The 25,860-nt window shown below is 71.1% G+C and carries 20 protein-coding genes and 1 pseudogene; 14 read left to right on the forward strand and 7 right to left on the reverse strand.

Features of this window, described 5'->3' with window-relative positions; all coding sequences use genetic code 11:
* Nucleotides 1-282 precede the first annotated feature (282 nt).
* Nucleotides 283-822 (forward strand): type 1 periplasmic-binding domain-containing protein, encoded by a 540-nt coding sequence (locus ABZ806_RS25005; protein WP_500219801.1) that lies wholly within the window; start codon nucleotides 283-285, stop codon nucleotides 820-822.
* Between the two features lie 16 nt (nucleotides 823-838).
* Here the strand turns inward: ABZ806_RS25005 and manB are convergent, their stop codons facing one another.
* The 3 genes from manB to ABZ806_RS25020 form a co-directional block, all read right to left on the reverse strand.
* A complete protein-coding gene (gene manB, locus ABZ806_RS25010; RefSeq protein WP_500219802.1) occupies nucleotides 839-1,906 on the reverse strand; it encodes a mannose-1-phosphate guanylyltransferase in 1,068 nt (355 codons plus the stop codon).
* 38 nt (nucleotides 1,907-1,944) lie between these two features.
* On the reverse strand, nucleotides 1,945-3,093 hold the full coding sequence (locus tag ABZ806_RS25015) for a glycosyltransferase family 4 protein (RefSeq protein ID WP_500219803.1): 1,149 nt from the start codon (nucleotides 3,091-3,093) through the stop codon (nucleotides 1,945-1,947).
* A gap of 118 nt (nucleotides 3,094-3,211) precedes the next feature.
* Nucleotides 3,212-3,919 (reverse strand): class I SAM-dependent methyltransferase, encoded by a 708-nt coding sequence (locus tag ABZ806_RS25020; protein ID WP_500219804.1) that lies wholly within the window; start codon nucleotides 3,917-3,919, stop codon nucleotides 3,212-3,214.
* Between the two features lie 66 nt (nucleotides 3,920-3,985).
* Here ABZ806_RS25020 and ABZ806_RS25025 point away from each other — a divergent pair, with 66 nt between their 5' ends.
* Together ABZ806_RS25025 and trxA are read left to right on the forward strand one after the other, a co-directional pair.
* Complete coding sequence (locus ABZ806_RS25025; RefSeq protein ID WP_500219836.1) at nucleotides 3,986-4,954, forward strand: lysylphosphatidylglycerol synthase transmembrane domain-containing protein; 969 nt, start codon at nucleotides 3,986-3,988, stop codon at nucleotides 4,952-4,954.
* A complete protein-coding gene (gene trxA / locus ABZ806_RS25030) occupies nucleotides 4,951-5,274 on the forward strand; it encodes a thioredoxin (RefSeq protein ID WP_500219805.1) in 324 nt (107 codons plus the stop codon). The genes ABZ806_RS25025 and trxA overlap by 4 nt, the downstream gene beginning before the upstream one ends.
* Here the strand turns inward: trxA and ABZ806_RS25035 are convergent, their stop codons facing one another.
* From ABZ806_RS25035 to ABZ806_RS25045, 3 genes are all read right to left on the reverse strand, one after another.
* Entirely contained in the window at nucleotides 5,275-6,357 is a 1,083-nt protein-coding gene (locus ABZ806_RS25035) for a glycosyltransferase family 4 protein (RefSeq protein ID WP_500219837.1), read from the reverse strand.
* Between the two features lie 71 nt (nucleotides 6,358-6,428).
* The gene (locus ABZ806_RS25040) at nucleotides 6,429-7,301 is read right to left on the reverse strand and encodes a glycosyltransferase family 2 protein (RefSeq protein ID WP_500219838.1); all 873 of its coding nucleotides are present in this window, start codon (nucleotides 7,299-7,301) and stop codon (nucleotides 6,429-6,431) included.
* 311 nt (nucleotides 7,302-7,612) lie between these two features.
* Complete coding sequence (locus ABZ806_RS25045; RefSeq protein WP_500219806.1) at nucleotides 7,613-9,637, reverse strand: hypothetical protein; 2,025 nt, start codon at nucleotides 9,635-9,637, stop codon at nucleotides 7,613-7,615.
* A gap of 150 nt (nucleotides 9,638-9,787) precedes the next feature.
* Between ABZ806_RS25045 and ABZ806_RS25050 the strand changes: the two genes are divergently transcribed.
* From ABZ806_RS25050 to ABZ806_RS25085, 8 genes are all read left to right on the forward strand, one after another.
* Entirely contained in the window at nucleotides 9,788-10,627 is an 840-nt protein-coding gene (locus ABZ806_RS25050) for a TIGR03089 family protein (RefSeq protein WP_500219807.1), read from the forward strand.
* Nucleotides 10,628-10,739: 112 nt separating this feature from the next.
* Complete coding sequence (locus ABZ806_RS25055) at nucleotides 10,740-12,161, forward strand: LCP family protein (RefSeq protein ID WP_500219808.1); 1,422 nt, start codon at nucleotides 10,740-10,742, stop codon at nucleotides 12,159-12,161.
* 13 nt (nucleotides 12,162-12,174) lie between these two features.
* Entirely contained in the window at nucleotides 12,175-13,356 is a 1,182-nt protein-coding gene (locus tag ABZ806_RS25060) for an acyltransferase family protein (RefSeq protein ID WP_500219809.1), read from the forward strand.
* A 125-nt stretch (nucleotides 13,357-13,481) separates the two neighbouring features.
* Entirely contained in the window at nucleotides 13,482-14,606 is a 1,125-nt protein-coding gene (locus tag ABZ806_RS25065) for an acyltransferase family protein (protein ID WP_500219810.1), read from the forward strand.
* Nucleotides 14,607-14,697: 91 nt separating this feature from the next.
* Complete coding sequence (locus ABZ806_RS25070; RefSeq protein ID WP_500219839.1) at nucleotides 14,698-16,884, forward strand: bifunctional glycosyltransferase/CDP-glycerol:glycerophosphate glycerophosphotransferase; 2,187 nt, start codon at nucleotides 14,698-14,700, stop codon at nucleotides 16,882-16,884.
* Nucleotides 16,885-16,955: 71 nt separating this feature from the next.
* Nucleotides 16,956-20,417: a bifunctional glycosyltransferase/CDP-glycerol:glycerophosphate glycerophosphotransferase gene (locus ABZ806_RS25075; protein WP_500219811.1), complete on the forward strand. Its 3,462-nt coding sequence runs from the start codon at nucleotides 16,956-16,958 to the stop codon at nucleotides 20,415-20,417.
* A gap of 8 nt (nucleotides 20,418-20,425) precedes the next feature.
* Entirely contained in the window at nucleotides 20,426-22,366 is a 1,941-nt protein-coding gene (locus ABZ806_RS25080; RefSeq protein ID WP_500219812.1) for a glycosyltransferase family 2 protein, read from the forward strand.
* A 178-nt stretch (nucleotides 22,367-22,544) separates the two neighbouring features.
* On the forward strand, nucleotides 22,545-23,546 hold the full coding sequence (locus ABZ806_RS25085) for a CDP-alcohol phosphatidyltransferase family protein (protein WP_500219813.1): 1,002 nt from the start codon (nucleotides 22,545-22,547) through the stop codon (nucleotides 23,544-23,546).
* A gap of 419 nt (nucleotides 23,547-23,965) precedes the next feature.
* On the opposite strand, the pseudogene ABZ806_RS25090 reads toward ABZ806_RS25085, so the two are convergent.
* Nucleotides 23,966-24,097, reverse strand: a pseudogene (locus ABZ806_RS25090) (class I SAM-dependent methyltransferase); the annotation flags it as partial.
* A gap of 193 nt (nucleotides 24,098-24,290) precedes the next feature.
* Here ABZ806_RS25090 and ABZ806_RS25095 point away from each other — a divergent pair.
* From ABZ806_RS25095 to ABZ806_RS25105, 3 genes are all read left to right on the forward strand, one after another.
* Nucleotides 24,291-24,515, forward strand: coding sequence for a FitA-like ribbon-helix-helix domain-containing protein (locus ABZ806_RS25095; RefSeq protein ID WP_500219814.1), 225 nt, complete (start codon nucleotides 24,291-24,293; stop codon nucleotides 24,513-24,515).
* Nucleotides 24,512-24,925 (forward strand): type II toxin-antitoxin system VapC family toxin, encoded by a 414-nt coding sequence (locus ABZ806_RS25100; protein ID WP_500219815.1) that lies wholly within the window; start codon nucleotides 24,512-24,514, stop codon nucleotides 24,923-24,925. Before ABZ806_RS25095 ends, ABZ806_RS25100 begins: the two co-directional genes overlap by 4 nt.
* A 131-nt stretch (nucleotides 24,926-25,056) precedes the next feature.
* Nucleotides 25,057-25,275, forward strand: a complete 219-nt coding sequence (locus ABZ806_RS25105) for a hypothetical protein (RefSeq protein WP_500219816.1) — start codon at nucleotides 25,057-25,059, stop codon at nucleotides 25,273-25,275.
* The last annotated feature ends 585 nt before the right edge of the window (nucleotides 25,276-25,860 follow it).

A 25,860-nucleotide genomic window follows, 5' to 3' on the forward strand; every position in this document is an offset into this window, starting at 1 on the left:
ATGACAAACCAGCTCAATGTGAACTTTTCTCCCATAACTTCCAAACCACCGGAAAGTAACCCCGTTGATTGCACTGTGCAAGACTCCGGCCGAGCCGTTGGCCGGATCCGGTAAGCGGTGTTTTCGTGATCGTCGGCGGGGGGAGAACGATCATCCGGAAAGGGTCGCAGGGCTCGCGCCGAGGCCGGCCGACCCTCCGGAAGAGACGAGGCACCCATGCCGGCATCCCCTACACGTCCCCCTGACCAGCGGAGACGCGGAACCGACGCGGCACGCCCGCGGATGGTCGAGGCAGCGCTCCGGGGGGCGGCGGCCGGGCTCGACCGGTGGAAACGCCTTGCGCCGAAGTGGCGGGCCGCCCTCGTCGCGGTGCTCGCCGCGGTGGTCGCGGCATGTGTCTGGCTGGCCCTGCCGGCACCGTCGGACGAGCCGCGTGCCCGGCAGTACCTGGCGTTCAAGGCGTGCCTGCTGACCGACTCCCACGGCATCGCCGGCAAGGAGGCCGCGCCCGTCTGGGAGGGGATGCGGCGGGCCTCGCTGAAGACCCACGCCAAGATCCAGTACCTCGCCGTGCCGGACCCGGCGACGGTCGCGAACGCGCGGCCCTACCTGGCGAGCCTCGTGCAGCGGGACTGCGGGGTCATCATCGCGGCCGGGGACCTGGCCGTCGACACCGTCACCGCCAACGCCCGCAGCTTCACCAAGGCGCACTTCGTCGTGCTCGGAAAGGCGGGGACGGCCGCGAACGTCCGCGCGGTGGCGACCTCGGGAGCACCTGTGCCCGCCGCCGTGGAGCGCATCGTGTCCGAAGCGGTCACCTGACTCGGGAAGGATGCTGTCAGGTGTCGGTGGAGAAGCGGATCGCGGTCGGGGGGAGTTCGATGCCCGGCCAGATTCGCAGGCCGGGGCGTAGTTCGTTGCCGGGGCCCACCACGGCGCCGTCGCCCAGGACCACTCCGTCCAGGACGGCGCCGGGGCCCACTCGGGCGCCTCGGCTCAGGACCGAGTCGCAGACCGTGGCGCCTTCGGCGACGAAGGCGTCCTCCAGCAGGACGCTGCCGACGACGGTGGCGCCCGCCTCGACCACGGCGTTGCGGCCGACCGTGGTGCCGCCGCGCACCACCGCGCCCGCCGCGACCTGGGAGCCCGCGAGGGCCAGGCGCTCGCCCGGGTCGCCGGGCATGGCGGGGGACGTCAGGGCGCCCAGGACCAGGTCTCGGGAACCTTGGACGAAGGCTTCCGGGGTTCCCACGTCCAGCCAGTAGGCCGACTCGACGTGGCCCATGAGGCAGGCGCCCGAGGCGATCAACGACGGGAACGTCTCGCGTTCGACCGACACCACCTCCTCTTCGGGGATCGTGTCGATGGCGGAGCGGCGGAAGACGTAGCAGCCCGCGTTGATCTGGTTCGTGACCGGGTGCGGGGTCTTCTCCAGGAAGGCGGTGACGCGGCCGTCCGGTGAGGTGGGGACGCAGCCGAAGCGGGACGGGTCGTCCACCTCGGTCAGGTGCAGGGTGACGGCGGCGTTCGACTGCTCGTGCAGTTTCACCTGGGTCCGGACGTCGTGGCCCGACAGGATGTCGCCGTTCAGGATCAGGACCGGGTCGTCCGGGCCGCAGGTCAGGGCGCGGGCCGCGTTGCGGATGGCGCCGCCGGTGCCGAGCGGCTCCTTCTCGCTGACGTAGGCGAGGTCGACACCGTAGGCGTGGGAGCCGAAGGCCGCCTCGAACATCTCGGCGCGGTAGGACGTGGCGAACACGATGCGTTCGACGCCCGAGGCGTGCGCACGGGCCAGCTGGTGGGCGAGGAACGCCACGCCCGCGGTGGGCAGCAGGGGTTTCGGGGTGGAGATCGTCAGAGGGCGCAGGCGGGTGCCCTGGCCTCCCACCAGGAGGATCGCTTCCACTGGCTTCCTTTCTCCACGTGCGCGGTTGAGGAGAGAGCCTAGTGGGTGCGGGATGCGGCGTATTGGTCGACTGCGCGCTGGTAGGAGGCCATGTGCGCCGTGGCGGACGCTGACCAGGAGAACTCCTGCGAGCGGGTGTGGGCGGCCTCGGCCAGGTCGGTGCGGCGGGACGGGTCGTCGATCAGGGCGGACAGGGCGGCGGCTATGCCGGACGGGTCGGGTTCGGTGTAGGCGACGGCGTCGCCGCCGACCTCGGGGAGGGAGCCGCGGCGGGTCGTCAGGACGGGCGCGCCGCACGCCATGGCCTCCAGGACGGGCAGGCCGAACCCCTCGCCCCGGCTCGGGACCGCGAAGACCAGGGCGCCGCCGAAGAAGCCCGGCAGGGACGGCCACGGCAGGTAGCCGGGGCGCAGTACGCGCAGGTCCAGGGGGACGGTCGCGAGGGCCGCGTCGACCTCGTCGTCCCAGCCGCCGCTGCCCGCGAGGACGAGGGCCGGCGCGTCGGGGCGGCCGGCGCACGCCTCGACCCAGCCGCGGATCAGGTTCGGGACGTTCTTGCGCGGTTCCAACGCCCCCAGGTAGGCGATGTAGGGGCGGCCGTGCAGGCCGAGCCGGTCGGAGACCTGCTTGATCTCCGCCTCGGACGGGCGGTGGAAGACCTTGTGGTCGACGCCGTGGTGGGCGACGTCGATGTGCGCCGGGTCGGCGCCGAGCACGCCGACCAGTTCGTCGCGGGTCGCGCGCGACGGGACGATCAGCCGGGTCGCGCGGCGCGAGGCGCTGCGGGTCGCCGACTTGATGTAGGACGTCCGGATCGGGTCGTGCAGTTCGGGCTCGGTGAACAGCGTCACGTCGTGGATCGTCACCACGGTGGGCAGCGCGACGCCCACCGGCATCGTGTAGGCGGGCAGGTGGACGACGTCCGCGCCGACGCGTTCGGCCAGGTGCGGCAGGCCGGACTGCTCCCAGGCGAGGCGGGTGGCGCGGTGCGCCAGCGTCGCCGGGCCGGCGACGACCCGCGCCCCGGGGACGAGGGTCTCGTAGCGTTTCTCGTCCGCCCGCTGGCAGGCGACGGCGAGGTCCGCGCCCTGCGAGTGCAGGGCTGCCAGCAGCCCGTCCACGTACCGGCCGAGCCCGCCGCGGTCGGCGGGCACGGCGGTGGCGTCGAGGAGAATTCGAGGCGCCACGGTCCATTCCCCCATCCAGCGCGGTCGCGTAGATCACCCTTTACCTACGAGCCTACGCCCGTAGGGCGCACGCTCGCGTGACCTCGTTCCACGCGATTCACGATGGGCCCCTACCCGATCACTCCCTCTTACGCGCCTGGACGAGCACGATGCTGCCGCGCTCGTTCGGGGCCTTGCGGTCGGCGAGGGCGACCAGCGGGGTGAGCGGGGCCGCCGCGTTGAAGCCGACCTTGCCGCCGTAGGTGGAAAGGGACAGGTAGAGGCGCTCGGTGGCGGCCGTCCGGAACTGGTAGCTGTGCTTGACCAGGTCGAGGCCGCGCTCGTCCATCAGCTTGCTGAGGCTGTCGTGCGTGTAGGTGTGCTGGACGTGGTACTTGGCCTTGTGCGCGTCGCGGAGCTTCGGCCATGTGTCGGCGCGGCTCAGCACGTCGGCGGACATGTAGATCTCACCGCCGGGCTTCAGCACTCGCGCCATCTCGTCCAGCGACCTGCCGCCGTCGTCGAAGTGCTCGATCGCGCAGACGGACAGGACCGCGTCGAACGACCCGTCCGCGAACGGCAGGCGAAGCGCGTCGCACTCGACCAGCGCGGGGGCGTTCGCGAGCGTCCGCCCGTAGACCATCTTGCCGCGGGCGAGGTCGATCGACACGGCGTCGGCGCCGCGCCTGCGCGCCCGCCCCGCCCAGTAGCCGTCGCCGCCGGCGACGTCGAGGACCCGCCTGCCGCGCAGGTCACGGCCCATCCAGTCGAGCAGCGTCCCCGCCTCGCGGTACCGGCACACGTGCACCTGGTGCCCCATGAAGGCGACCACATCCGAAATCTTCATCGTCCCCCAACTCTAGGCCGCCCGGCCGGGTGGGAGGTCGCGTTCGCCTACGCTGGGCGGGTGAAGATGAAGGTCGTCGCCGTGCGGGCGCTGCGGGTGTTCCTGGTGCTGCTCGCACTCGCGTTCTGCGCCTACAGCGTCGTCTCCAACTGGGACGAGACGGTGCGGGCGTTCGAGCAGATGTCCTGGGCGGCGCTCGCCGGGGCGCTGGCCGCCGGGCTGGCGGGCCTCTTCATCTGGATGCTCGGCTGGCGCGAGTTCCTCGCCGGGCTCGGGTCGCCGCTCCCCGTGCGGGCCATCTTCCGGATCTCCGGGATCTCACAGCTGGGCAAGTACGTGCCCGGCAAAGTGTGGGCGCTCGTCACGCAGATCGAGATGACCCGCGAGCACGAGGTGCCGCCGGAGCGCAGCTTCGGGTCGACGCTGCTGGCGGTGGCGACGTCCACGGCGTGCGGGCTCGCGGTCGCGGCGGTGACGCTGCCGCTGACGTCGAAGACCGCGCGGGACGAGTACTGGTGGCTGTTCCTGCTGGCCCCCGTGCTGCTGGCCATGCTGCACCCGAGGATCGTGACGTGGGCGCTCGGCACGATGCTGCGGCTGATCCGCCGCCCGCCGCTGGAGCACCCGGTGAGCCTCGGCGTCACGCTGCGCGCCATCGGCTGGACGGTCCTCGGCTGGATCCTGTTCGGCGTGCACACCTGGCTGCTGTGCATGGCCGTCGGCGGGGACGGCGCGGGCCTGCCGTTCGTCGCGACCGGCGCCTACGCGCTGGCGTTCGTCGCCGGGTTCCTCGTGTTCATCGCGCCGGGCGGCATCGGGGCGCGGGAGGCCGCGCTGACGGTGGTGCTGACGCCGGTGCTGCCGGCGGGCGCGCCGGTCGTCGTCGCGATCGCGTCCCGGGTGCTGCTGACCCTCGCCGACCTGATCAACGCGGGGGTCGCGTTCCTGCTGGGGCGTACCGTTCCGCCGGCCGGGAATGAACCCCCGTCGAAGGAACTTGTGACGGGTACACAGCCTACGAAGGAGGGACCGTGACGGCCCCGATCACCGTGACCGACGCGACATTCGCGGACGAGGTCCTCAAGAGCGATACCCCGGTGCTGGTCGACTTCTGGGCCGACTGGTGCGGGCCGTGCCGCATGATCGCCCCGATCCTGGAGCAGATCGCGCAGGAGAAGGACGGCAAGCTCAAGATCGCGAAGATGGACTACGACGCGAACCCGAAGACGCCGAACGAGTTCGGCGTGATGGGGCTGCCGACCCTGGTGCTCTTCAAGGGCGGCGAAGCCGTCCAGCAGATCGTCGGCGCCAAGCCGAAGCGCGCCCTGCTCAAGGACATCGAACCGCACCTTTGATCAGCGGACCGCACCTGTGAGCGCGTCGAGGTAGGCGGCCCACAGCGGGCCGTGGTCGACCGGGCGGACGCCGGCGCGGAGGCGCTCCGGCTCCCCCGGCGCGTAGAAGCGGCGCAGCGCGGACGCCAGGGACGCGGCGTCGTCCGGCGGGCAGACGAGCCCGTCGACGCCGTCGCGGATCTGGTCCGCGAAGCCGCCCACGTCGGTGGCGATCACCGGCAGGCCGTGCTCGTAGGCCATCCAGACGTTCTGCGACGCGGTCGCCGTCCGGTACGGCAGGACGAGCGCGTCGGCGGCGGCGAACAGGCCCGGCACGTCGGCGGCCGGAACGTACCCGGGGCGCAACTCCACTCGTGACGTCAGGTCGAGCGAGCGGATCAGCTCGCGGGTCTCGTCCAGGCCGCCCCAGAACTCGCCCGCGACGGTCAGCGCCACGTCGTCCGGGCCTTCGGCGAGGGCGCGCAGCAGGACGTCCAGCCCCTTGTACGGGCGGACGATCCCGAAGAACAGCAGCCGCCGCCGCACCTTCTCGTCCCCCGACGCGACGGCTCCCGACGCGGGCAGGTGCGCGGCCATCTCCGCGACCCGCACCGGACGGGACGTGAGGCCGCGCGCCACCTCGGCCTGCGCGTCGGTGTGGACGAGGACCCCGTCCACCTTCCGCAGCAGCCGCTTCATCAGCGGCTCGTCGTAGGGCTTGCGCTCGTGCGGCAGGACGTTGTGGCACAGCGCCACCACCCGCGTCCGACCGCCGATGCCCGCCAGGATCCCCAGGTAGGACGGCACCTGGACGGTGCTCAGCACCACCAGCACCACCAGGTCGCGGGAGCGCAGCGCGCGGCCGGTGCGGTACCAGCCGTCGGGGCGCCGCCAGTCGAGCCGGTGCCGGGTGCCGGGGAACGGCTCGCCCTCCGGCTCGGCGATCGTCTGCTGCCCCGGGTACAGGAACCCCGGGTACTGGGCGCGCCACGACTCGATGGCGACCTCGTGCCCGGCGGCGGCCAGCCGGTGCGCCAGCTCGGTCGTGTGCCGGGCGCCGCCGCCCTTGTACGGGAACGCGGGCCCGACGATCGCGATGCGCATGCCGCCGTCCGCCGCCGCTGGACCGCCCGCCACCGCTGGACCGTCCGCCGCCGCTGGATCGTCCGCCACCGCTAGACGTCGCCGCGCGATCGGACGATCAGGTCGGCCAGCAGCGCCAGCGACGCGATGATCAACCCGGTCACGAAGATCATGATGGTGTTGTTGGCGAAGTAGCCGAAGTGCACGACCATGTCGAACACGCCCTTGAGCAGCCCGATCACGATCAGCCACAGCGCGGGTGGCATCAGCACCTTGAGCGGGTTGAAGTACATGACCATCCGCAGCACCTGCAGGATGTAGCGGTAGGCGTCCTTGGTGAAGTGGAACTTCGACTTGCCGGCCCGCTTGGCGTAGTCGATCGGCATGTACCGGACCGGGTGCTGGTTCGACAGGAACGCGATCGTGATCGTGGTGACGCAGGAGAACCCGGGCGGCAGCAGCCGCAGGTACGGCAGCGACACCTCGCGGCGGAACGCGCGCAGCCCCGAGTTCAGGTCCGGGATCCGGGTGTTGGTGAGCCGCTCGGCGACCTTGCGGATGAACCACTTGGCGGGGACCCGCAGCATCTTGTGCGTCCCCTCCTCGGTGGTGCGCGCCCCGACGACCTGGTCGACGGCCGGGTCGGTGTCCAGGACGTCGACGAGGTCGGGGATCCGCTCGTTCGGGTAGGTCATGTCGGCGTCGGTCCACACGACGATCTCGCCGCGGGCCTGCTGGGAGCCGATGCGCCGGACGGTGCCCGAGCCGCTGTTGTTCTGGAACGCCATGATCCGCATGTGCGGGAAGCGCGGCTCCGCCTCGCGCAGCCGGGCGAGCGTGCCGTCGGTGGAGCAGTCGTCGACGGCCAGCAGTTCGTAGGTCTTGCCGCTGTTGTCCATCGCCTTGCAGATGCGCTCGACCTCGTCGATCACGTGGTCCTGCTCGTTATAGCAGGGCAGGACGATCGTGACGTGGACAGGCCCGCCGTCCGGCGCCGCGGGCTGGGGCGCCGCCGCGGGCGCGGGCGGCGCCTCGGCGGACTCGACCGGCTCGACCGGCTCGGCGGGCGCGGCGGATTCGGCGGGCTCGACCGGCGCGGCGGACTCGACGGGCGCGGCGGGCTCGGCGGGCGCGGTCTCGGACGTCGGCTCGGCAGACTGGGTGCTCACGCAGCGCGAGGATACTCGCCCGCGCCGCCCTCAGCAGCCTGGTCGGCCATGCGGGGCCGCCCTCCGGCCCCCGGGCCGCCGGTCGGGGCGCGCCCCGGACCCGCCGGTCAGGGCGCGGACGGCGCGGCGATCCAGACGTCCATGGTCAGCCCCCACGACCCGCCGGGCGGCTTGGTGAGGGTGCGGCCGTCCTGCCGCGTCCGCACGTGCAGGACGTGTTCCGGCGTCCCGTACGGCGCGACCTGCTGCCGCTTCGCCGCCATGATCACCGGCCGGTGCCCGGCCCGCCGCACGCCGGCGACGACGCGGTCCAGATCACCGGGCGTGGCCCCGCCGCTCACCCGCGCCGCCGGGACCCCGCACATCCCCCGCACCACCTGCAGGAACCGGTCGGCCGTCGACTGCTCGACGACCACGACCGAACTCCGCTCCGGCAGCGCGTCGCACAGGCCCCGCACCGCGCCCACCTCGTGCTGCTCCGTCCGGGTCACGAGGAACCCGCCGGACGTCAGCACGATCGGGACCAGCATCAGCAGGACGCCGACGACCGCGCCCCGGTTCACCAGCTTCGGCCCGTATCCGAGCCGGCGGACGCGCCGCACCGTCCACGCCGACGCGAACACGGTGAACAGGAGCAGGCCGGGGATGACGAGGCCGATCAGGCGCCGGGACGCCCACGGATGGTCCGGCGTGATCCCCGGCCGGACCAGCACCTGCGTCGTCGTCCACACGATCATCGCGTAGGGAAGCAGCCACTCCGGGGACTGCCCGCGCAGCAGCCGCCGCGCCACCAGCGCCGCGCCCAGCGTCGCGAACAGCAGCGCGGGGACGCCGATGTACCAGGCGACCCAGTACAGGGACAGCTCCGAGTACTGCCGGGTGCCGTCCACCGGCAGGTGCTGGATCCGCTGCACCATCTCGATGAACCGGACGTTCAGCTCGTCGTCCTGCGTCGCCGGCACCCGCCGGACGGTCTGCACCAGCGGCCGGATCGCGAAGCCGACCATCACCACCACGGTCAGTCCGGCGGCGGCGCCGGGCAGCGGGCCGCGCGCGACCGCCGAACCGAGCGCGCGCAGCCGCGTCCCCGGCCGGTCCGCGCGCAGCAGGACGGCCATGGCGACGGTGGCGACGAGGACGGCCGCGCTGATCGCCAGCAGCGGCTTCAGCGACGCGTCGAGATACCGCAGGTAGGGCCGGGACAGCGTGAAGCCCTCGACCAGCCCGGCGCCCGCCCCGAGCAGCAGCCCGCCGGCCGCCCAGTACCCGGCGCCGCGCCGCAGCCCGATGAGCAGGCCCGCGAACGCGAGCACCGGCAGGACGTCGCGCAGCCCGTCGATGCGGACGAGCACGATCAGCCCGAGCGCGAGGCCCGCCAGGAGCGCCTTCAGACCGGCCCGCCGCCCGTCCTCGCGGCGCGCGTCGTGCATCAGCGACAGCCCGCCCAGCAGCAGGACGATCGCGGGCAGCTCGCTGAACGTGCTGCGCGAGACGTAGAGCATCGGCAGCGTCAGCGCGAGCAGCAGCGCCCCGGCGGGCGCCCAGCGCGGGCCGACCAGCCGCGCGACGAGCCCGGCGAACGCGAGCACGCAGCACGCGCCGAGCAGCGGCGCCATCAGCAGGATCCCGTGGGTGCCGCCGATCCAGCCGCCGAGCGCGAGGACCAGCGGCATACCCGCCATGAACTGCGGGACGATCGCGCCGCCGTCGGCGTAGAAGGCGGGGCTCTCGAACCGGAGGATCGCGTCGGGCCCCCCGAACGCGTCCGTCATGCGCGGGATGGGCAGCGACCCGTGCTCGGCGAGCCAGCTCGCGAACTGGACATACGACGCCGGGTCGCGGCGGACGACGATCTGCTCCGAGCACATGACCACCTGGAGCACCAGGAACGCGGCGGTGATCGCGAGGACGCTCCCGGTCGCCCACCACTGCGCCGCGGGCGGCACATCGCGTGGCCGGGACCGCAGGCCGAGCCACAGCACCACCGCCGCGACCGGCACGAACAGCGCGATCGTGAGGGCCGGGCGGAACACGCCCGCCAGCAGCAGCGGCAGCGCGACGGCCAGCCACGCCACGACGAGCAGGGCGGGGGCCACGGTGGCGCGGGCGAGCAGCCGACCAGCGTCCATCATCCCGCCCCGTGTTCGTCGGTCCCGTGCCCGCCGGGGCGATGCGCGTCCGCCCGCGTCTGGTTCATGGGGTGGTCATCCACCCGTGCGGAGCGTAGCGGCACCGGCCGGGTGGTGGCTCCCGGACGATCATGCGGGCATAGGCTCGGCTCCATGAGCGCACACGGCCCGAGCGGGGCGACGCCCGCGGAGCTGCTGCGGCGGCGGGTGGCGGACGACCCGTCCAACCCGTTCGTCACCTTCTACGACGACGCGTCGGGCGAGCGGGTCGAGCTGTCCGCGCGGACGTTCGACAACTGGGTCGCCAAGACGGCGAACTTCCTGGTCGACGGCCTCGGCGCCGAGCCGGGCACCCGGGTCGTGCTCGTCCTGCCGCCGCACTGGCAGACGGCGGTGTGGCTGATGGCCTGCTGGTCCGCGGGGCTCGTCGCCGAACCGGTCGACCCGCAGGCCGTGAAGGGCCGCGGCGGCGAACCGGTCGGCTCGTCCGGGCCGTACATCCTGGCGGCGGCTCAGGAGGTGCTGGACGACGTGATCGACGACGCGGAGGCCGAGGAGATCGTCGGGCTGTCGCTGCACGCGCTCGGCGGCACGCTCGCCGACTGCCCGGCCGGCGTGACCGACTACGCCGACGAGGTCCGCGGTTACGGAGACCGGTTCGAGCCGGTACCGGGAGTGACGCCGGAGGCGCCCGCACTCAATGTGACAAACACCACATTGAGTGCTGCGGAGCTGGTGGCGGCCGCCCGTGAAGCCGTCGAGAAATGGGAGCTCGACGTGCGCGACCGGCTCCTGGTTGACATGCCGTTCGCCACACTCGACGGGGTACTGGCGGGTCTTCTTGCACCACTAGCATCGGGTGCTTCCGTCATAATCCAACGAAACTTCGACAAAGCCACACTAGATCGACGTCTGACCGTGGAGCATGTGACGGTGGTGGCCGGTCCGCCCGGACCGGATGGCGCATCCGGGCCCCCGTACCGGCCCGCCTGACCTACGCTCTCCTTGCCCCGTCCACCGACCCGACCCTGAAAGCGGGCGAGCACCGTGTGGGGGACGCCCCCCACGCCCCCAAGTACCGCTGAGACCCCGGACACCGGAGCCGATGAACAGCAACCCGATGTACATGGAGTACGTCGACGACGCCGACCCGCAGCCGGCGCCGCGACGCGGCTGGCGCATCCTCGGCTGGGTGTGCATTGGGCTGTCGGCGGTCATGGTGGTCGGCTCCCTCACCGCCTACGGCCTGTACCGCAAGGCGTTCGGGAACATCTCCCACGAGGACGTCAACGCGCAGCTCGGCCCGAACCGGCCGAAGAAGCTGAACAGCGCGATGAACATCCTGCTGCTCGGGTCCGACACCCGCGCCGGGTCCAACGGCAAGTACGGGCGCTCGCTGAAGAACGAGCTGCCCCGCTCGGACACGATGATCCTGCTGCACCTGTCGCCGGGCGGCGGCCAGGCCATGGGGATCAGCTTCCCCCGCGACCTGATGATCCCGATGCCGTCCTGCAAGAACCGCAAGGGCGGGACGATCCCGGCGCACTCCCGCGCGCAGATCAACTCGGCGTTCACCAACGGCGGCGCGGCCTGCGTCATCAAGACGATCGAGAGCATCTCCAACATCCGCGTCGACCACTTCATGCAGGTCGACTTCACCGGGTTCAAGACGATCACGAAGGCGGTCGGCGGCGTCCCGGTGTGCCTGCCGAAGGCCGTGAACGACCCCAAGTCCGGGCTCAAGCTGGGCAAGGGCGAGCACAAGATCTCGGGTGAGACGGCGCTGGCGTACGTGCGCGTCCGGCACGGCCTCGGCGACGGCTCCGACACCGACCGGATCAAGCGGCAGCAGAAGTTCATGGGCGCCCTCGCCAGCAAGGCGATGAGCGCGGGGGTGCTCAGCAACCCCAAGAAGATGTACTCGCTGATGAACGCGGTCACCAAGTCGCTCACCACCGACAAGGAGCTGACGCCGCAGGTCATGATGGACATCGCCCAGGAGATGCAGGGCATGACCTCGGGCAAGCTGCGGTTCGTGACCGTCCCGTCCGGCCCCGACCCGGCCGACATCAACCGGGTCGCGCTCACCGACGCGGCGCAGCCGTTCTTCGCCGCCGTCCGCAACGACAAGACCGTCCCCAAGGAGCCGAAGGCCGGCGCGGTGAAGATCCCGCCGAGCCAGGTGCGGGTGCGGGTCTACAACGGCAGCGGTGTGGACGGGCAGGCCGGGCGCGTCGCCGACGACCTGGAGTCGCAGGGCTTCCAGGTGACGGTCGGCGGAAACGCGCCTTCGGCCACCCCGGCCACCAAGGTGCTGTACGGTACCGGTGCCGACCAGCAGGCGCAGACACTGGCCGACCTGATCCCGAGCAAGCCGCAGCCCGCGGTGCGCGGGAAGGGCGCCACGCCGGGCGTCGTCGACCTCGTCGTCGGCAAGGACTGGACGGTCCTGAAGAGCGCCGGCGCCGGGATCCCGAAGCAGCAGGGCGAGATCCGCGCCAGCGACAACATCTGCAAGGGGATCTGACCTCGGGAAGCCTATGACGTACAGCACCGGGCACTCTGGAGCCGGCACCGCGGCGCACGCCGCCCATCCGACCGACACGGCGGATCACCCCGACCCCGGAGCACCCGGTACTGACGGCACGGCCGCCGAACCGGCACCGTTCGAACCGGCATCGGCGGACCGGCCGCGCAAGCGGCGCGACCCCTTCTTCGACAACGCCAAGTACTTCGCGATCCTGCTGGTGGTGGCCGGCCACTCCCTGGCGAACCTGCTGGACGTCCCGGTCGCCAAGGGCCTGTACGTCTTCATCTACATGTTCCACATGCCGGTGTTCATCGTGATCACCGGCTACTTCTCGCGGAAGTGGACGTTCGCGGGCGGCAAGGCGCGCAAGCTCATCACCAACGTCGGCGTCCCGTACGTGGTGTTCGAGCTGGCCTATTCGCTGTACGACTGGCTGGCCGGCCGCAACGAGCTGGAGATCAGCCTGCTGAACCCGTACTACCTGACGTGGTTCCTCGCCGCGCTGTTCATGTGGCGGCTGTCCACCCCGGTCTGGCAGCAGATCCGCTGGCCGCTCGGGGTGGCGCTGGTGTTCGCGCTGCTGTCGTACATGAGCGACCTCGGCGGGACGTTCGACATCCACCGGGTCATCGGGCTGCTGCCGTTCTACGTGCTCGGGCTGACGCTGCGCCCCGAGCACTTCGAGCTGCTGAAGCGGCCGGCCGCGCGGCCGATCGGGGCGGCGGTGCTCGCCGCCGGCCTCGGCGGGACCTACCTCGTCATGGACCACATGTCGCGGGACTGGATCTACTGGAAGCACCCGAACTTCCAGCTCGGCGTCGACAACGTCACCGGCACCCTGATGCGACTCGCCATGTTCGTCGTGGCGGCCGTGTTCGTCGCGGCGTTCCTCACCCTGGTCCCGCGCGGGCACCACTGGTTCACCCGGTTCGGCGCCTACACGCTCTACGCCTACCTGCTGCACGGGTTCGCGACCCGGCTGCTGGACTTCACCGGCTGGTGGGGCGCGGACTGGATGCACACCCCGCCGGGCGTCGCCATCGTCGTCGGCGGCGCGGCCGCGGTCGGGACGCTGCTGTGCACGGGGCCGGTCGTCCGGTCGATGCGCTGGGCGCTGGAGCCGACGATGACGTGGGCGTTCACCCCGCTGCGGCGGCCGGGCGGCAGGGCCCGGCGAAGCCCGTCCTCCTGATCGGGCCCTCGCCTTCCTGATCGGGCCCAGTCTTCCGGATCTGAGCCCGGACGCGGGCGATCGTCGCTAGAGTCCACCATGCACTCTACGTGATCGCTTGCACACTGAAAGTGGTTATTTCAGACATGCCGGACATCCTGTCTTCCGCACGCCCGTCCGCGTCCGCCACCGTCCCGGTGCTGGCGGCCGCCCGCCCTGCGGGCACAGCGGACGCGCGAACAGGCGGGCGGGACGCCTACCTCGACAACGTCAAGTTCTTCCTGATCCTGCTGGTGGTGCTCGGGCACTTCTGGGAGGTGTTCCGCGACGACAGCCGCGCGGTGAACGCGGCCTACACGCTCGTCTACGGATTCCACATGCCGGTGTTCGTGTTCGTCTGCGGCTACTTCTCCCGCGGCTTCATGAACCACACGAAGAAATTCCGGGTCGTTTTCCCGACCTTGGTCGTCCCCTATGTCATCTTCGATGTGCTTTACCGGCTGCAGCTGGTCTTCATCCGGGGAAATGAGTTCCGGTTGCCGGAGCTTTTCCGTCCGCAGTTCCTGATGTGGTTCCTCGTCGCGCTGGTGCTGTGGCGGCTGAGCGCCCCGCTGTGGGCGCACCTGCGGCACCCGGTCGCGGTGTCGGTGGCGCTGTGCCTGGTCGCCGGCAGCTGGAGCTTCGCCGCCGACCCGACGCTGTGCCGGGCCGCCGGGCTGCTCCCGTTCTTCGTCCTCGGCCTGGTGGTCCCGCGCGACCGCGTCGCCCGGCTGCGCGGCATCGGCCGGGCGCGCTGGGCCGGGGCCGCCGTGCTCCTCGCGGCGCTGCCGGTGGCCTACGTCTGGCAGCTCGGCACCGTCGTGCCGCAGGTCGAGCGCGGCGTCCTGCTGTGGAACCGCGGCTACGAGCACATGCACTTCAGCGCCGAGGAGGGCATGGCGTACCGCCTCCTCGCGCTCGGGATCGCCGTCGTCCTCGGCACCGCGTTCCTCGCGGCCGTGCCGCGTGAGCGCGCCTGGTACACCGCGCTCGGCACCCGGACGATGTACGTCTACCTGCTGCACGGCCTCGTGGTGAAGGGGCTCGACTACGGCGGCGCCCTCGACGCGCCGTTCCTGCGGACGCCGCCCGGACTGGTGCTGGTGACGGCCGGCGCCCTCGCGCTCGGCGTCCTGCTCGCCACCGTCCCCGTCCAGCGCCTCGCGCACCGGGCCGTGGAGCCCGAGGGCCGCTGGCTGCTTAAGCCGCCGCACAGCGGAAAAAGGATCTGAACAGGGTCCGCGGAAACGGTCCGGATTCACCGAGAAGCTGATTGGCCAACGTGTGAGTACTACTGATCGCGACATCTCCTTGAGCATCATCGTGCCCGTGCACAAAGTGCAGGGCTACATCCGGCAATGCCTGGACTCGATCCTCGACCCGGACCTGCCGAACCTCGAGGTCATCGCGGTCGACGACGCCTCGCCGGACGGCTGCGGCGAGATCCTCGACGAGTTCGCCGCGCACGACCCGCGCGTCCGGGTGCGCCACCTCCCCCGGAACGTCGGGCTGGGCCACGCCCGCAACATCGGCCTCGACATGGCGACCGGCGACTACGTCTGGTTCTTCGACAGCGACGACTACGCGACCGAGGGCGCGGTCCGGGCCGTCCTCGACCGGCTGGCCGAGACCCGCCCGGACGTGCTGCTCTTCGACTACGCGCGGGCCTACTGGAACGGCAGGGTCAAGCGCAGCATCATCAACCACCTGTTCCGCGAGCCGCCCGCCCCGGACGTCTTCTCCCTCGCCGAGCGGCAGAGCGTCCTGGAGATGATGATGACGGCGTGGAACCGGGCCATCCGCCGGGAGTTCCTGCTCGACCTCGGGCTGCGGTTCAGCGGCGGCTACTACGAGGACGTCAACGTCACCTACCCGATCCTGATGGCGGCCGAGCGGATCAGCCTGCTCGACCGGGTCTGCTACATCTACCGGCAGCGCCGCCGCGGCGCGATCACCAGGACCACCGGCGCCAAGCACTTCGACGCGTTCGCGCAGTACGACCGCATCTTCGAGTTCATGGACCTTATGGGGGCGAAGGCCGACCGGTTCCGCCCGCTGATGTTCGACCGGGCGATCTGGCACCTGCTCGTCATCATCGAGCGCGGCGACCGCGTCCACGAGTCGGACAACCCGCGCTTCTTCGCGGAGATGTCGCGGACCTACCAGCGGTACGAGCCGGTCGGGCACGTCCCGCCCGAGCGCGAGGACCAGCCCTACCTCGCCGAGAAGCACCGGCTGATCAAGGCGAACGACTACAAGGGGTTCCTGCACGCCCGCGCCGCCGAGGCGAGGAACAAGGCGCGGCGGCGCGGGAGCCGCAAGGCCGCGCGCGTCGGCAAGCGCGGCGTGCTCCTGTCGAAGGAGCTGGCGAAGGACCGCTACTACCAGATGCAGCGGCGCCTCTCGATCGACGAGAACCTCGCCGTCTTCGCCGCCTACTGGTACCGCGGGTACGCCTGCAACCCGGCCGCCATCTACGAGAAGGTCCGGGAGCTGGCCCCGCACATCGAGCCGGTGTGGGTGGTCAAGCCGGCCGCGCGCGGGACCATGCCGGACGGCGTCGACTACGTCGTCGCGGGCGGCGCCGAGTACTACCGGACGCTCGCCCGCGCCAAGTACTTCGTCAACAACGTCAACTTCCCCGACCACTACGTGAAGCGGCCCGGGCAGGTCCACATGATGACGCAGCACGGGACGCCGCTGAAGAAGATGGGCCTCGACCAGATGGAGTTCCCGGTCGGCGCCGCCGACATGGACTTCACGACCCTCATCGCCCGGTCGGACCGGTGGGACTACCTCCTGTCGTCCAACCCGCTGTCGACCGAGGCGTGGGAGCGCGGGTTCCCGTGCGACTACGAGATGCTGGAGATCGGCTACCCGCGCAACGACCGCCTCGTGCACGCCACCGAGGACGAGCGGGCCCGGCTGCGCGCCAACCTCGGCGTGCCCGGCGGCGCGACCGCGATCCTGTACGCCCCGACCCACCGCGACTACCAGCGCCGCTACAGCCCGATGTTCGACATCGGGCGGGTGATGGAGCAGCTCGGCGAGGGGCACGTCCTGCTGCTGCGCGCCCACTACTACTACCGGATCAGGAACATGGCGGCGGACCTCGGCTGGCCGGAGGGCCGGGTCATCGACGTGTCCGCGCACCCCTCGGTCGAGGACCTCATGATCGCCTCGGACGCGCTGCTCACCGACTACTCGTCGGTCATGTTCGACTACGCCAACCTCGACCGGCCGATCGTCGTCTACGCCAACGACTGGGAGACCTACCGGCTCACCCGCGGCGTCAACTTCGACCTGACGGAGACCGCGCCGGGCGTCGTCGCGACGACCGAGGAGGAACTGGTCGACGCGTTCGCCTCCCGGGCGCCGTGGGGCGACGCGGCCGCGAAGAGCCTCGCGATCTTCCGGAGCCGGTTCTGCCCGTGGGACGACGGGGAGGCCGCCGAACGCGCCGTCCGCCGCGTGTTCCTCGGCGAGAAGATCCCGAATCCGCCGCAGTGAACCGCCGTCCCGTCCACCCCGGCCCGGCGGCGCCGCCGGACCGGCCCGAAGCGATCGAAGGAGTGGGCCGCTTGTCCGCCAGCGGGATCAGCGTCATCGTGCTCGCGCACGGGGCCGGGGAGTCGCTCGGCGACACCCTCGCCTCTCTCGCGGCGCAAACGCACACCGGCCTCGACGTGCTGGTGATGGACGACGGCGCCGGTGCCGCCGCCGAGACCACCGTCCCCGACGAGCGGTTCCGGATCGTCCGGCGGGGCGCGCTCAGCCGGGGCGCGGCCCGCGAGGCCGGGGTCGCGGAGAGCCGCGGCGAGTTCCTGCTGTTCGTCAACGGCGGCGACGAGCTGCCGGCCTCCGCTGCCGCGACCCTGCTGGCTTCGCTGGAGCGGTCCGGGTCGGACATCGCGCTCGGCCGGGAGGCCGTCCGCAGGTGGGACGGCCAGGTGTCGCGGTGGAAGCCGCGCCCGGCGGTCACCGGGCCCGCGACCGGCACCGACGTCCGGCGCAGCCCGGAACTCGTCGGCGATCGCCGCGTATCGGGGAAGCTGTTCCGCCGCTCGTTCTGGATGGCGCGCAAGCTGGAGTTCCCCGACGTCGGCTGGCACGACGACCTGCCGGTGGCGGTCCAGGCGCTGCACCTGGCGGAGGGCGTCGACGTGCTGCCCGACGTCGTCCTGCACCGCCGCGGGCCCCGGTTCGGGACGACGACGGAGGCGCAGGAGATCGCCGACGGGTTCGGCGCCGTCACCCTCGCCACGTCCTGGCTCGGCGAGCACGGCCACGCCGACGCGCGGCGGCACCTGCAGTTCCTCGCCGTGACCGGCGAGCTGCAGGTGTTCCTGGACGCGCTGCCCGACGTGCCCGCCGAGGAACGCGACCAGGTCGTCGCGCAGGCCGCCGCGTACGCCGCCGAGGTACCCGCGAAGGTGCTGGCGGCGGCGCCCGCGCTGACCCGGCTGAAATGGCATCTCGCTTCGGCCGGGCACACCAGGGAGCTGGTGAAGGTCGTCCGGTACGAGCGCGGGAAGGCGTCGCCGTCGATCGTCCGCGACCCGCTGCGGCGCTACGTCGTGTACCCGTACTGGAAGGACGCCGCGGTCGGCGTCCCGCGCGAGGTCTACCGGGCGCGGAGCGAGGTACGGCTGCGGGGCCGGGTACACGCGGTGAGCTGGTCGGACGGGACGCTGCTGGTCAGCGGCGAGGCGTACATCAACTCGGTCAGCATGCGGCGCCGCTGGACGTCGGTGAAGGCGATGACGTTGCGGTCCGGCGGGCGGAAGATCGTCGCGCGGGCGAGGCAGACGCCCGCGCCGGGGAAGAAGTCGGGCTGGTCCGGGTTCGAGGTCGCCTTCGACACCGGACGGCTCCGCCACCACGGGGCCTGGGTCGAGGGCGACTGGACGGTCGACGCGTCCGTACTGAACGCGGGCGTGTTCCGGCGGGGGGCTCTGCGGGGCGGCGGTTCGGGGAGCGGTGCCCATCCCCCGTACCGGTACGTCGCCGATGATGTGCGGATCGTCCCGCGAGTCGAGGACGGCCGCTTCGTCATCACGGTCGAGAAGGTCGTCAGGCGGGCGACCGCGCTGCGCTGGGAGGGCGACGCGCTCGTCATCGAGGGCACGGGCGAGGCCCCGGACGAGCTGGTCCTCACCCTCGGCGACGACCACCTCACGGTACCCGTCACCAGCGGGTCGGGCGGGTCGGCCAGCAGGTCGGGCGGGTCCGGCGGCGGGCCGGCCGGTGTGTCCGGCGGGGCTGGCGGGTTCAGTGCGCGGGTCGAGCCGATGGCCCTCGAAGGCCCGCCGATGCCGCCGGAGCAGAGCGACGACACCCGCGACTGGACGGTGTCGGCCGGCGGGCGGCGGCTGGTGCTCGCCGAAGGCGTCGCCGACGTCGACCGGATGTTCGGTGCGCTGGAGGTCGTCGCCGGGCGCGGCCCGAGCGGCTACCTGCGGATTCGGCGCTCGACGACGCGGCTGTCGGTGGACGACTGCACGTGGCGTCCGGACGGGTCGTTGTCGGTGACCGCGACCCATCCCGTCCACGGCGGCGGGCAACTGGTGCTGCGCAGCCGGGGGCGCAGTAAAGAGCACGCGTTCGACCTGGTCGCCGACCCGTCGTCCGGTGTGCTGCGCGCGGAGGTCCCGGTCACGGCGGTGCCCGGTGTCGCGGGTGTGCTGCCGCTGCGTCCGGGCCGCTGGGACGCGCTGTTCCGTCCGCCGGGCGAGCGGGCGCTGGCCGTGGCGCTGGCCGCGCACGCGCAGCAGGCGCTGCCGGAACCGCGGGAGGTCGCACGGCGCGGCTACGCGCTGGAGGCCCGCGACGGGCGCCTCGCCGTGTCGGTGACCGGCGACGTCACCCCGGAGGAGAAGAGCGCCGGGACGAAGTACCGGGAGGAGGCCCGCCGCCGCGTCGACCGGGACGGGCTGCGCGACGCCGTGCTGTTCTCGTGCTTCAGCGGGCGGCAGTACTCCGACAGCCCGAAGTCCATCCAGCAGGAGTTGCGGCGGCGCGGCGCGGACCTGGAGCAGTTGTGGGTCGTCAACGACGCGCAGGTGGAGCTGCCGAGCGGGTTGAGGGCGGTGCGTCTGAACGGCCGGGAGTGGAACGAGGCCCTCGCCACGTCCCGGTACATCGTGACGAACCACCGGCTCGGGGACGCGTTCCGGCGGCACCCCGACCAGGTCGTCCTGCAGACGTGGCACGGCACGCCGCTGAAGAAGATCGGCAGCGACATCAAGGAGGTGCACTTCGCGTACGCGCCGGGGATGAAGAAGGCGCTGCACGCGAAGACCGGCGGCGGGCCGGTCCTGCCGGAGTGGAGCCATCTGCTGTCGCCGAACCCGTTCAGCACGGAGATCTTCCGGCGGGCGTTCGCGTTCAAGGGCGAGATGCTCGAAGTGGGGTATCCGCGCAACGATCTGATGCACAGCCCGGAGGCCGGCGCTGTTGCGAAGCAGGTCAGGGCGCGGCTCGGCATCCCGGAGGGCAAGCGGGTGGTGCTGTACGCGCCGACGTGGCGCGACGACCAGTACTACAGCCGGGGCCGCTACAAGTTCGACATGCGGCTCGACGTGGAGCGGGCGCGGGCTGCGCTGGGCGACGACCATGTGCTGCTGATACGGCTGCACACGAACGTCGTGGACGGGGTCAAGGAGGACGAGCACGGGTTCGTCCGGGACGTATCCCAGTACCCCGACATCACCGAGCTGTACCTGATCTCGGATGTGATGATCAGCGACTACTCGTCGGTGATGTTCGACTACGCCAACACGGGGCGTCCCATGCTGTTCTTCACCTACGACCTGGCCGACTACCGGGACCGGCTCCGCGGCTTCTACTTCGACTTCGAGGCGGAGGCGCCGGGGCCGCTGGTGGAGACGTCCGACGATCTCATCGACGCGATCCGGGATGTTGAGGATGTCTGCGCCGGTCACAAGTCGCGGTATGAGGCTTTCGTCGGCCGGTTCTGCCCGCTCGACGACGGCAAGGCCGCGTCCCGGGCCGTCGATCGCCTCTTCACTCCGGCTGATTGAGGGCGCTGATGACTTCGCCCAAGGTCAGCGTCATCGTGCCGGTCTACAACTGCCGTTCGTCGGTGGGGCGGGCTTTGCGGTCGGTGTTCGAGCAGACGCTCGCCGGTGGTGGTTGGGTCGAGGTCATCGCGGTGGACGACGGCTCTACCGATGGCGGCGGCGAGGTGTTGGAGCGGATCGCCGCAGGGCGGGCGGACGTCGTTGTCGTGCGGCAGCCGAATTCGGGTGGGCCGGGCGGGCCGCGCAACACGGGCATCGAGCGCGCCACCGGGGAGTACCTGTTCTTCCTGGACGCCGACGATCACCTTGGGCCGGAGGCGCTGGAGCGGATGTGCGCCATGGCCGATGACCAGCGGACGGACGTGGTGATCGGCAACTATGTGGGGATCGGGCGGGGTGTCGCACGGTTCGACACGACGATCCCGCGCATCTCGGTGGACGACCCGAAGACCGATGTCTATGGCCGGTCGCTGACCGCGCACAAGTTGTTCCGGCGGGACATGGTGGTGGAGCACAAGGTCCGGTTCCCGGAGGGCGTGCTTTCGGGTGAGGACAAGGTGTTCGCCGCTCATGCGTTTCTGCATGCCTCCGGTGTCTCCGTGCTTGCCGATTACGACTGCTACTACCTGGTCGAACGTGATGACGGCAGCAGCATCATGCAGGGTGGGGGCGCGCCCGCCGGCGCGTACTTCGCGGAGGCCGCCCGGCCGCTGCTGGAGCAGGTGGTGTCGCATCGGGAGCCGGGCGAGGTGCGTGATCGGATGCTCGTCCGGCACTTCCAGCGGGACGTCCTGCACCGGTTCAACGGGCGGTTTCTCGCGGCGTCCGAGGATGAGCGGGAGGAGACGCGGGAGGCTGTCCGGCCGTTGTGCGAGGAGTACTTGACCTCCTCGGTGCTGATGCGGATGCCGCCTCGGCACCGACTGCTCGCCCACTGCGTGCTGGGGGGCCATCGGCGGCTGCTGGTGGAGATCATCGAGGCTGCGCTGGGGCCGGATCCCGTGCCGGTCATCGTCGACAAGGACCGTGCGTTCAGTCTGTTCCCCGGGTTTCGTGATCCGTCGGCCGCCGTGCCCGACGCGTACTTCGACGTCACCGACCGGCTGCGCGTCCAGCGCCGCGTCACCGCGCTGGACTGGGACGGCGACCGGTTACGGGTCGCCGGAACCGCGCAGTTGGGGATGGTGGACGCGTCCGAGCAGAGCGTCGCCGCCGTGCTGCTGCGGTCGAAGAAGTCGGGTGACGAGCATCGGCTTGAGGTGGAGCGGGGGACCGGCTTCACCGTGGGCATCGCCGCCGGCTCGTTGCCGTCCGGCACTTGGGATCTGCATGTCGAGGTGGCCAGCGACTATCTGGTGAAGGAGGCGCGGCTCGGCGCGAACCGCCTCCCGGGGATCGACTCCACCCCGGCCGCCCGGTTCGTTGCGTCTGGGCTGGGTGGCGCGGCGGTTGTGATGCCGTTCTTCACGCGCGAGTACGGGAATCTGTCGTTCACTTTGCTGCCTGGGCCTGCCGGTCTCCGGCGGCTGCTGAGGTTCGACGGCATCGGGTGGGACGAGTCGGGCCGCCTGCGGGTCAGCGGTCATGTGGCGGCGACCCCTTCCGCGGCCGCGCTGGTGCAGGTCGCGATCGGGCTGGACCGGCGGGGCGGGGACGATTCGCGGCGCGGCGAGGTGGAGACGTCCGCTCGGGCCGATCGGCTGGAGTTCACCGCCGTCATCGACCCGCGCAGGCTGGGCGCCGGGCGGTGGGATATTTGGATGGAGCTGACCGTGGGCGGCGAAACGTCCCGCATCCGGGTGCCGATGGCCGATTCGTCCCCGGCGGTGCCTGGTGTGGGTCGCGCCTCGTTCTATCGGACGGGAGGCGGGAACCTGGCGGTTCAGGTCGTCCCGGGACGGCTGTCCGGCATGATCAAACGGCGGTTCGGTTTCAGCCGGACGGGCTGATCAGGCGTCCTTGCGCTTGCCCTTGCCATTGCCCGCGTCGGCCGCGCACTCTCTGCCCAGCGGACGGAGGATGATGATCTCCAACGTCCGGTCCGGAGGCACGGATGCGGCGCATTCCCGGAGACCGGAACCGGACAGCCGATAACATCGGACCGCTCCTCACGATGAAAGGAACTCCATGGCGAACTTCACGCTCGACGACGTTCGGCAACGGACGTACAAGGCGCGTGACGCCTGGTGGACCGTCCTGCTGGTCGATCCGCTCGCGTCCCGGCTGGTGAGGTTCACGGCCAACCGGACGCGCGTGACCCCGAACCAGCTCACCGTCGGAGCCCTGATCCTCGGCCTCGCCGCCGGCGCCTGCTTCGCGGTCGCGTCCTGGCCGTGGCTGCTCGTCGGAGCGCTGCTCTACCACCTGTCGTTCACGCTCGACTGCATGGACGGCAAGATCGCCCGCCTGAAGGGCACCGGCTCGGTCTTCGGCGCCTGGCTCGACTACATCTTCGACCGCGTCCGCGTCCTGGCCTGCGCGATCGCCCTGATGGCCGGCCAGTACGCCGCCACCGACAACGTCGCCTACATCTGGACGGCCGTTGCGGTCGTGTTCCTCGACATGCTCCGCTACATGGACGCGCTGGAGATCTACAAGGTCCGGTCCCAGATGCGCTCGACGCTGAACGCGGCCCGCGTGGAGGCCGAGGAACTCGAACAGGCCGCCCGCCGCGCCAACGGCGAGCCGTCCGACACCGGCGGGGAGCTCCGTTCCGCCGAGGCCCTCGCCGAGGACCCGGACGCCGACATGGAGGACCGGGTCGTCGCCGACGACCCGACCATCGCGACCCTCCAGCAGGGCTTCAACCAGCGCTTCCCCTGGTACGCGCGGATCCGCAACGTCCTGATGGCGGGCCGCATCCGCCCGCACCTGATCAGCGGCATCGAGTTCCAGATGGGCGTCTTCATCATCGCCCCGATCGCCGCCGCGATCGTCTCCGGCGCCATCATCCCCGTCGTCGCGGTCAGCGCCGCCGGGCTGCTCGCCTTCGAACTGGTCATCATCTACAAGTTCTGGCTGGCCAGCCGCGACTACACGCGCACCCTCGCCAACCTGAACACCAAGATCGAGGCCCACCGCGCCGCCCTCCCCGCCAACCACGAGGTATCGGTCACCAGCTGCGGCTGACGTCCAGAACAGGAGTCCCCCGGCGCCTTCGAGCACCGGGGGACTCCTGCTTCTCAGCGCTTCCGCGCGGTAACGAGCAGGTACTCCCACTCCATGACCAACCCGGACGTCCCCACATCGCCCCGGCGGGCAGATCGGCAGCGCAGACTTCAGCGAGGCCACCTTCTCCGGGGCGTCGGCGATGTGTCAGTAGACGGCGACGGCCGGGCCGTTGCGGGCCTTGAAGTAGTCGCGGAACTCCTCCAGCTTCCCGAAACGCTCGACCCTCACCATCCGCCTCTCGAACCGCAAAACAGCTCCCGCACGTGCTCGGGACGTCCCCACAGCGGCGGCGGCTGCACCCCCGTTCGAGGTAGCGGGGCGTAGGGCTTCATCACGGCGAACATCTCCCCCGATGAAGCCCTCCGGTGTCCGGTTGATCAGCCGACCGCCCCACCCGGCTGGCAGACCCGCAGCATCTCGCCGGCCGACGCCTTATGATCCGGCGCGAACGTGACCCCGACGCGCGACAGCACCGCGTCGAACTCCCCGTCCCCGAACGGCAGCGCCTCGACATCGGCCTCCCCGCCACGTCAGCACCGCGCCCCGCCGCGCCCACCTCCCCCGCGCGGAGCAGCTCCGGCGTGAGGTCGCTGGCCACCACGTCCGCCCCTTCGAGCGCCGACCGCCGCCGCCGTCCTCCACCGTGTCTCCATGACACTTCACCTTCATCACTGCATGCAGTCTGCATGCTAGAATGCATGCATGGGAGTCATGCAGATCCGGGACGTCCCCGATGAGACCGAGCGGACGTTGAAGGCGCGGGCCGAGCAAGAGGGCAAGTCACTGACGGCCTACGTGCGAGATCTCCTGAACGAGGAGGCCGCCACACCGACGCTTGATGAAGTGATGGCAAAGATCGCAGCCGATGAACCAGCGCCCTATGACCCCGACTTCGTCCGCCAGACCATGCGCGAGGGGCGCCGGTGAGCCTGGTCGTCGACGCCTCGATCGTGTTCCGTCTGCTGGCCAACGTCAAAGGTGACGACCTCCTCCGACAGCGACTGGCCCGCAAGTTGCACGCCCCCGCACTGATCGACGTGGAAATCGCCTCCGTGGTACGCGGGCACGTGATCACTAGTAAGCCGGAGGTGCACATCTCCGAAGCACGGGCACAGATCATGCTGGAGCGTTACGCCCAACTCAAAATCGTCCGCCATCCCATGCTGCCCCTGCAGCGGCGGGTGCTGGAGTTGCGCAACAACCTCACCGCCTACGACGGCATGTACGTCGCCCTTGCCGAACTGCTAGGGGTCCCCCTGCTCACCGACGACGCCAAATTCGCCGGCTCGGCCGGGCACCGAGCGGAGATCCACCGTTACCCACCACCCCAGGGATGAGCCTTGGTCACATCCGTGGCCGCCCACCTCCGCCGCACCCTCCCGACCTGGTTCGCCCTCTCCCCTTTCGCCGCCGTCCCCCGTCCCACCATCCACCACGTCGGTGGCGATTTTGAGGCAGGATGAACGGCATGAGCGAGCTACCCGGGCAGTCCTCGATCACGAACCGCGCGACATGGCCAAAGCCCGCAGCGGCCGCCGACACCCGCCAGACCGAACGCGACAACCTCAACGAACTCATCACCGCCGCCGAGGCCGAGCACGGCCCCCTCAAGGCCGAGGAAATCCAAGCGCTGCGCGACCAACTCCACCAGGCGCGCAGAGAACAGGGCAGGTCGGACGTCACGTGACCCGGCTCCCGCCACGCCTGGCGGCACCCTCGTCCTCGACAGCGGGCGCCTGACCAAGCCATTCCGCGCGACCGCACTCACCGCCCCCGGCCCGGGCACCATCCTCACCTCAGACCCCACAGACCTGACAACTCTGTGCAACGGACGCCACCAGTCCTACATCGACGGCCACCGGCTCGCCGAACGCCGCAAAGCCCTCGGCGGCCCGATCCAGATCTCCGCTGTGTCCGGCGACCAGCACATCCTGCGCGGCACCGACACTCGCACTACCTGATCTATCAACCGCCAGCAGCGGCCCTACCGCTGCTCGTGAGCCAAGCCGCATCGCAACCGGCCCGGTCTCCCTCGCTGAGCGGGCGAGTGTGCACCCTGGACACCTGTAACTGGTGATCGAGCGGCCAGGCCGGGTCCTCATACGGTGGCGAGGAGTCCGGTCTCCGCCGCGCCAGTGTCACCCTCACCGGCGATAACCCGGAATCGCAGGCCGAGGGCATGCCCACGGCTGAGCACGGCCAGGGCCGGAACCCCTCCACCACCCGATTCGATGCGGGACACGGCGGGCTGACGCATCCCGGCGCGGCGGGC

The sequence above is a fragment of the Spirillospora sp. NPDC047418 genome (assembly GCF_040643275.1).
In the GTDB taxonomy this organism is placed as follows: Bacteria; Actinomycetota; Actinomycetes; order Streptosporangiales; family Streptosporangiaceae; genus Spirillospora.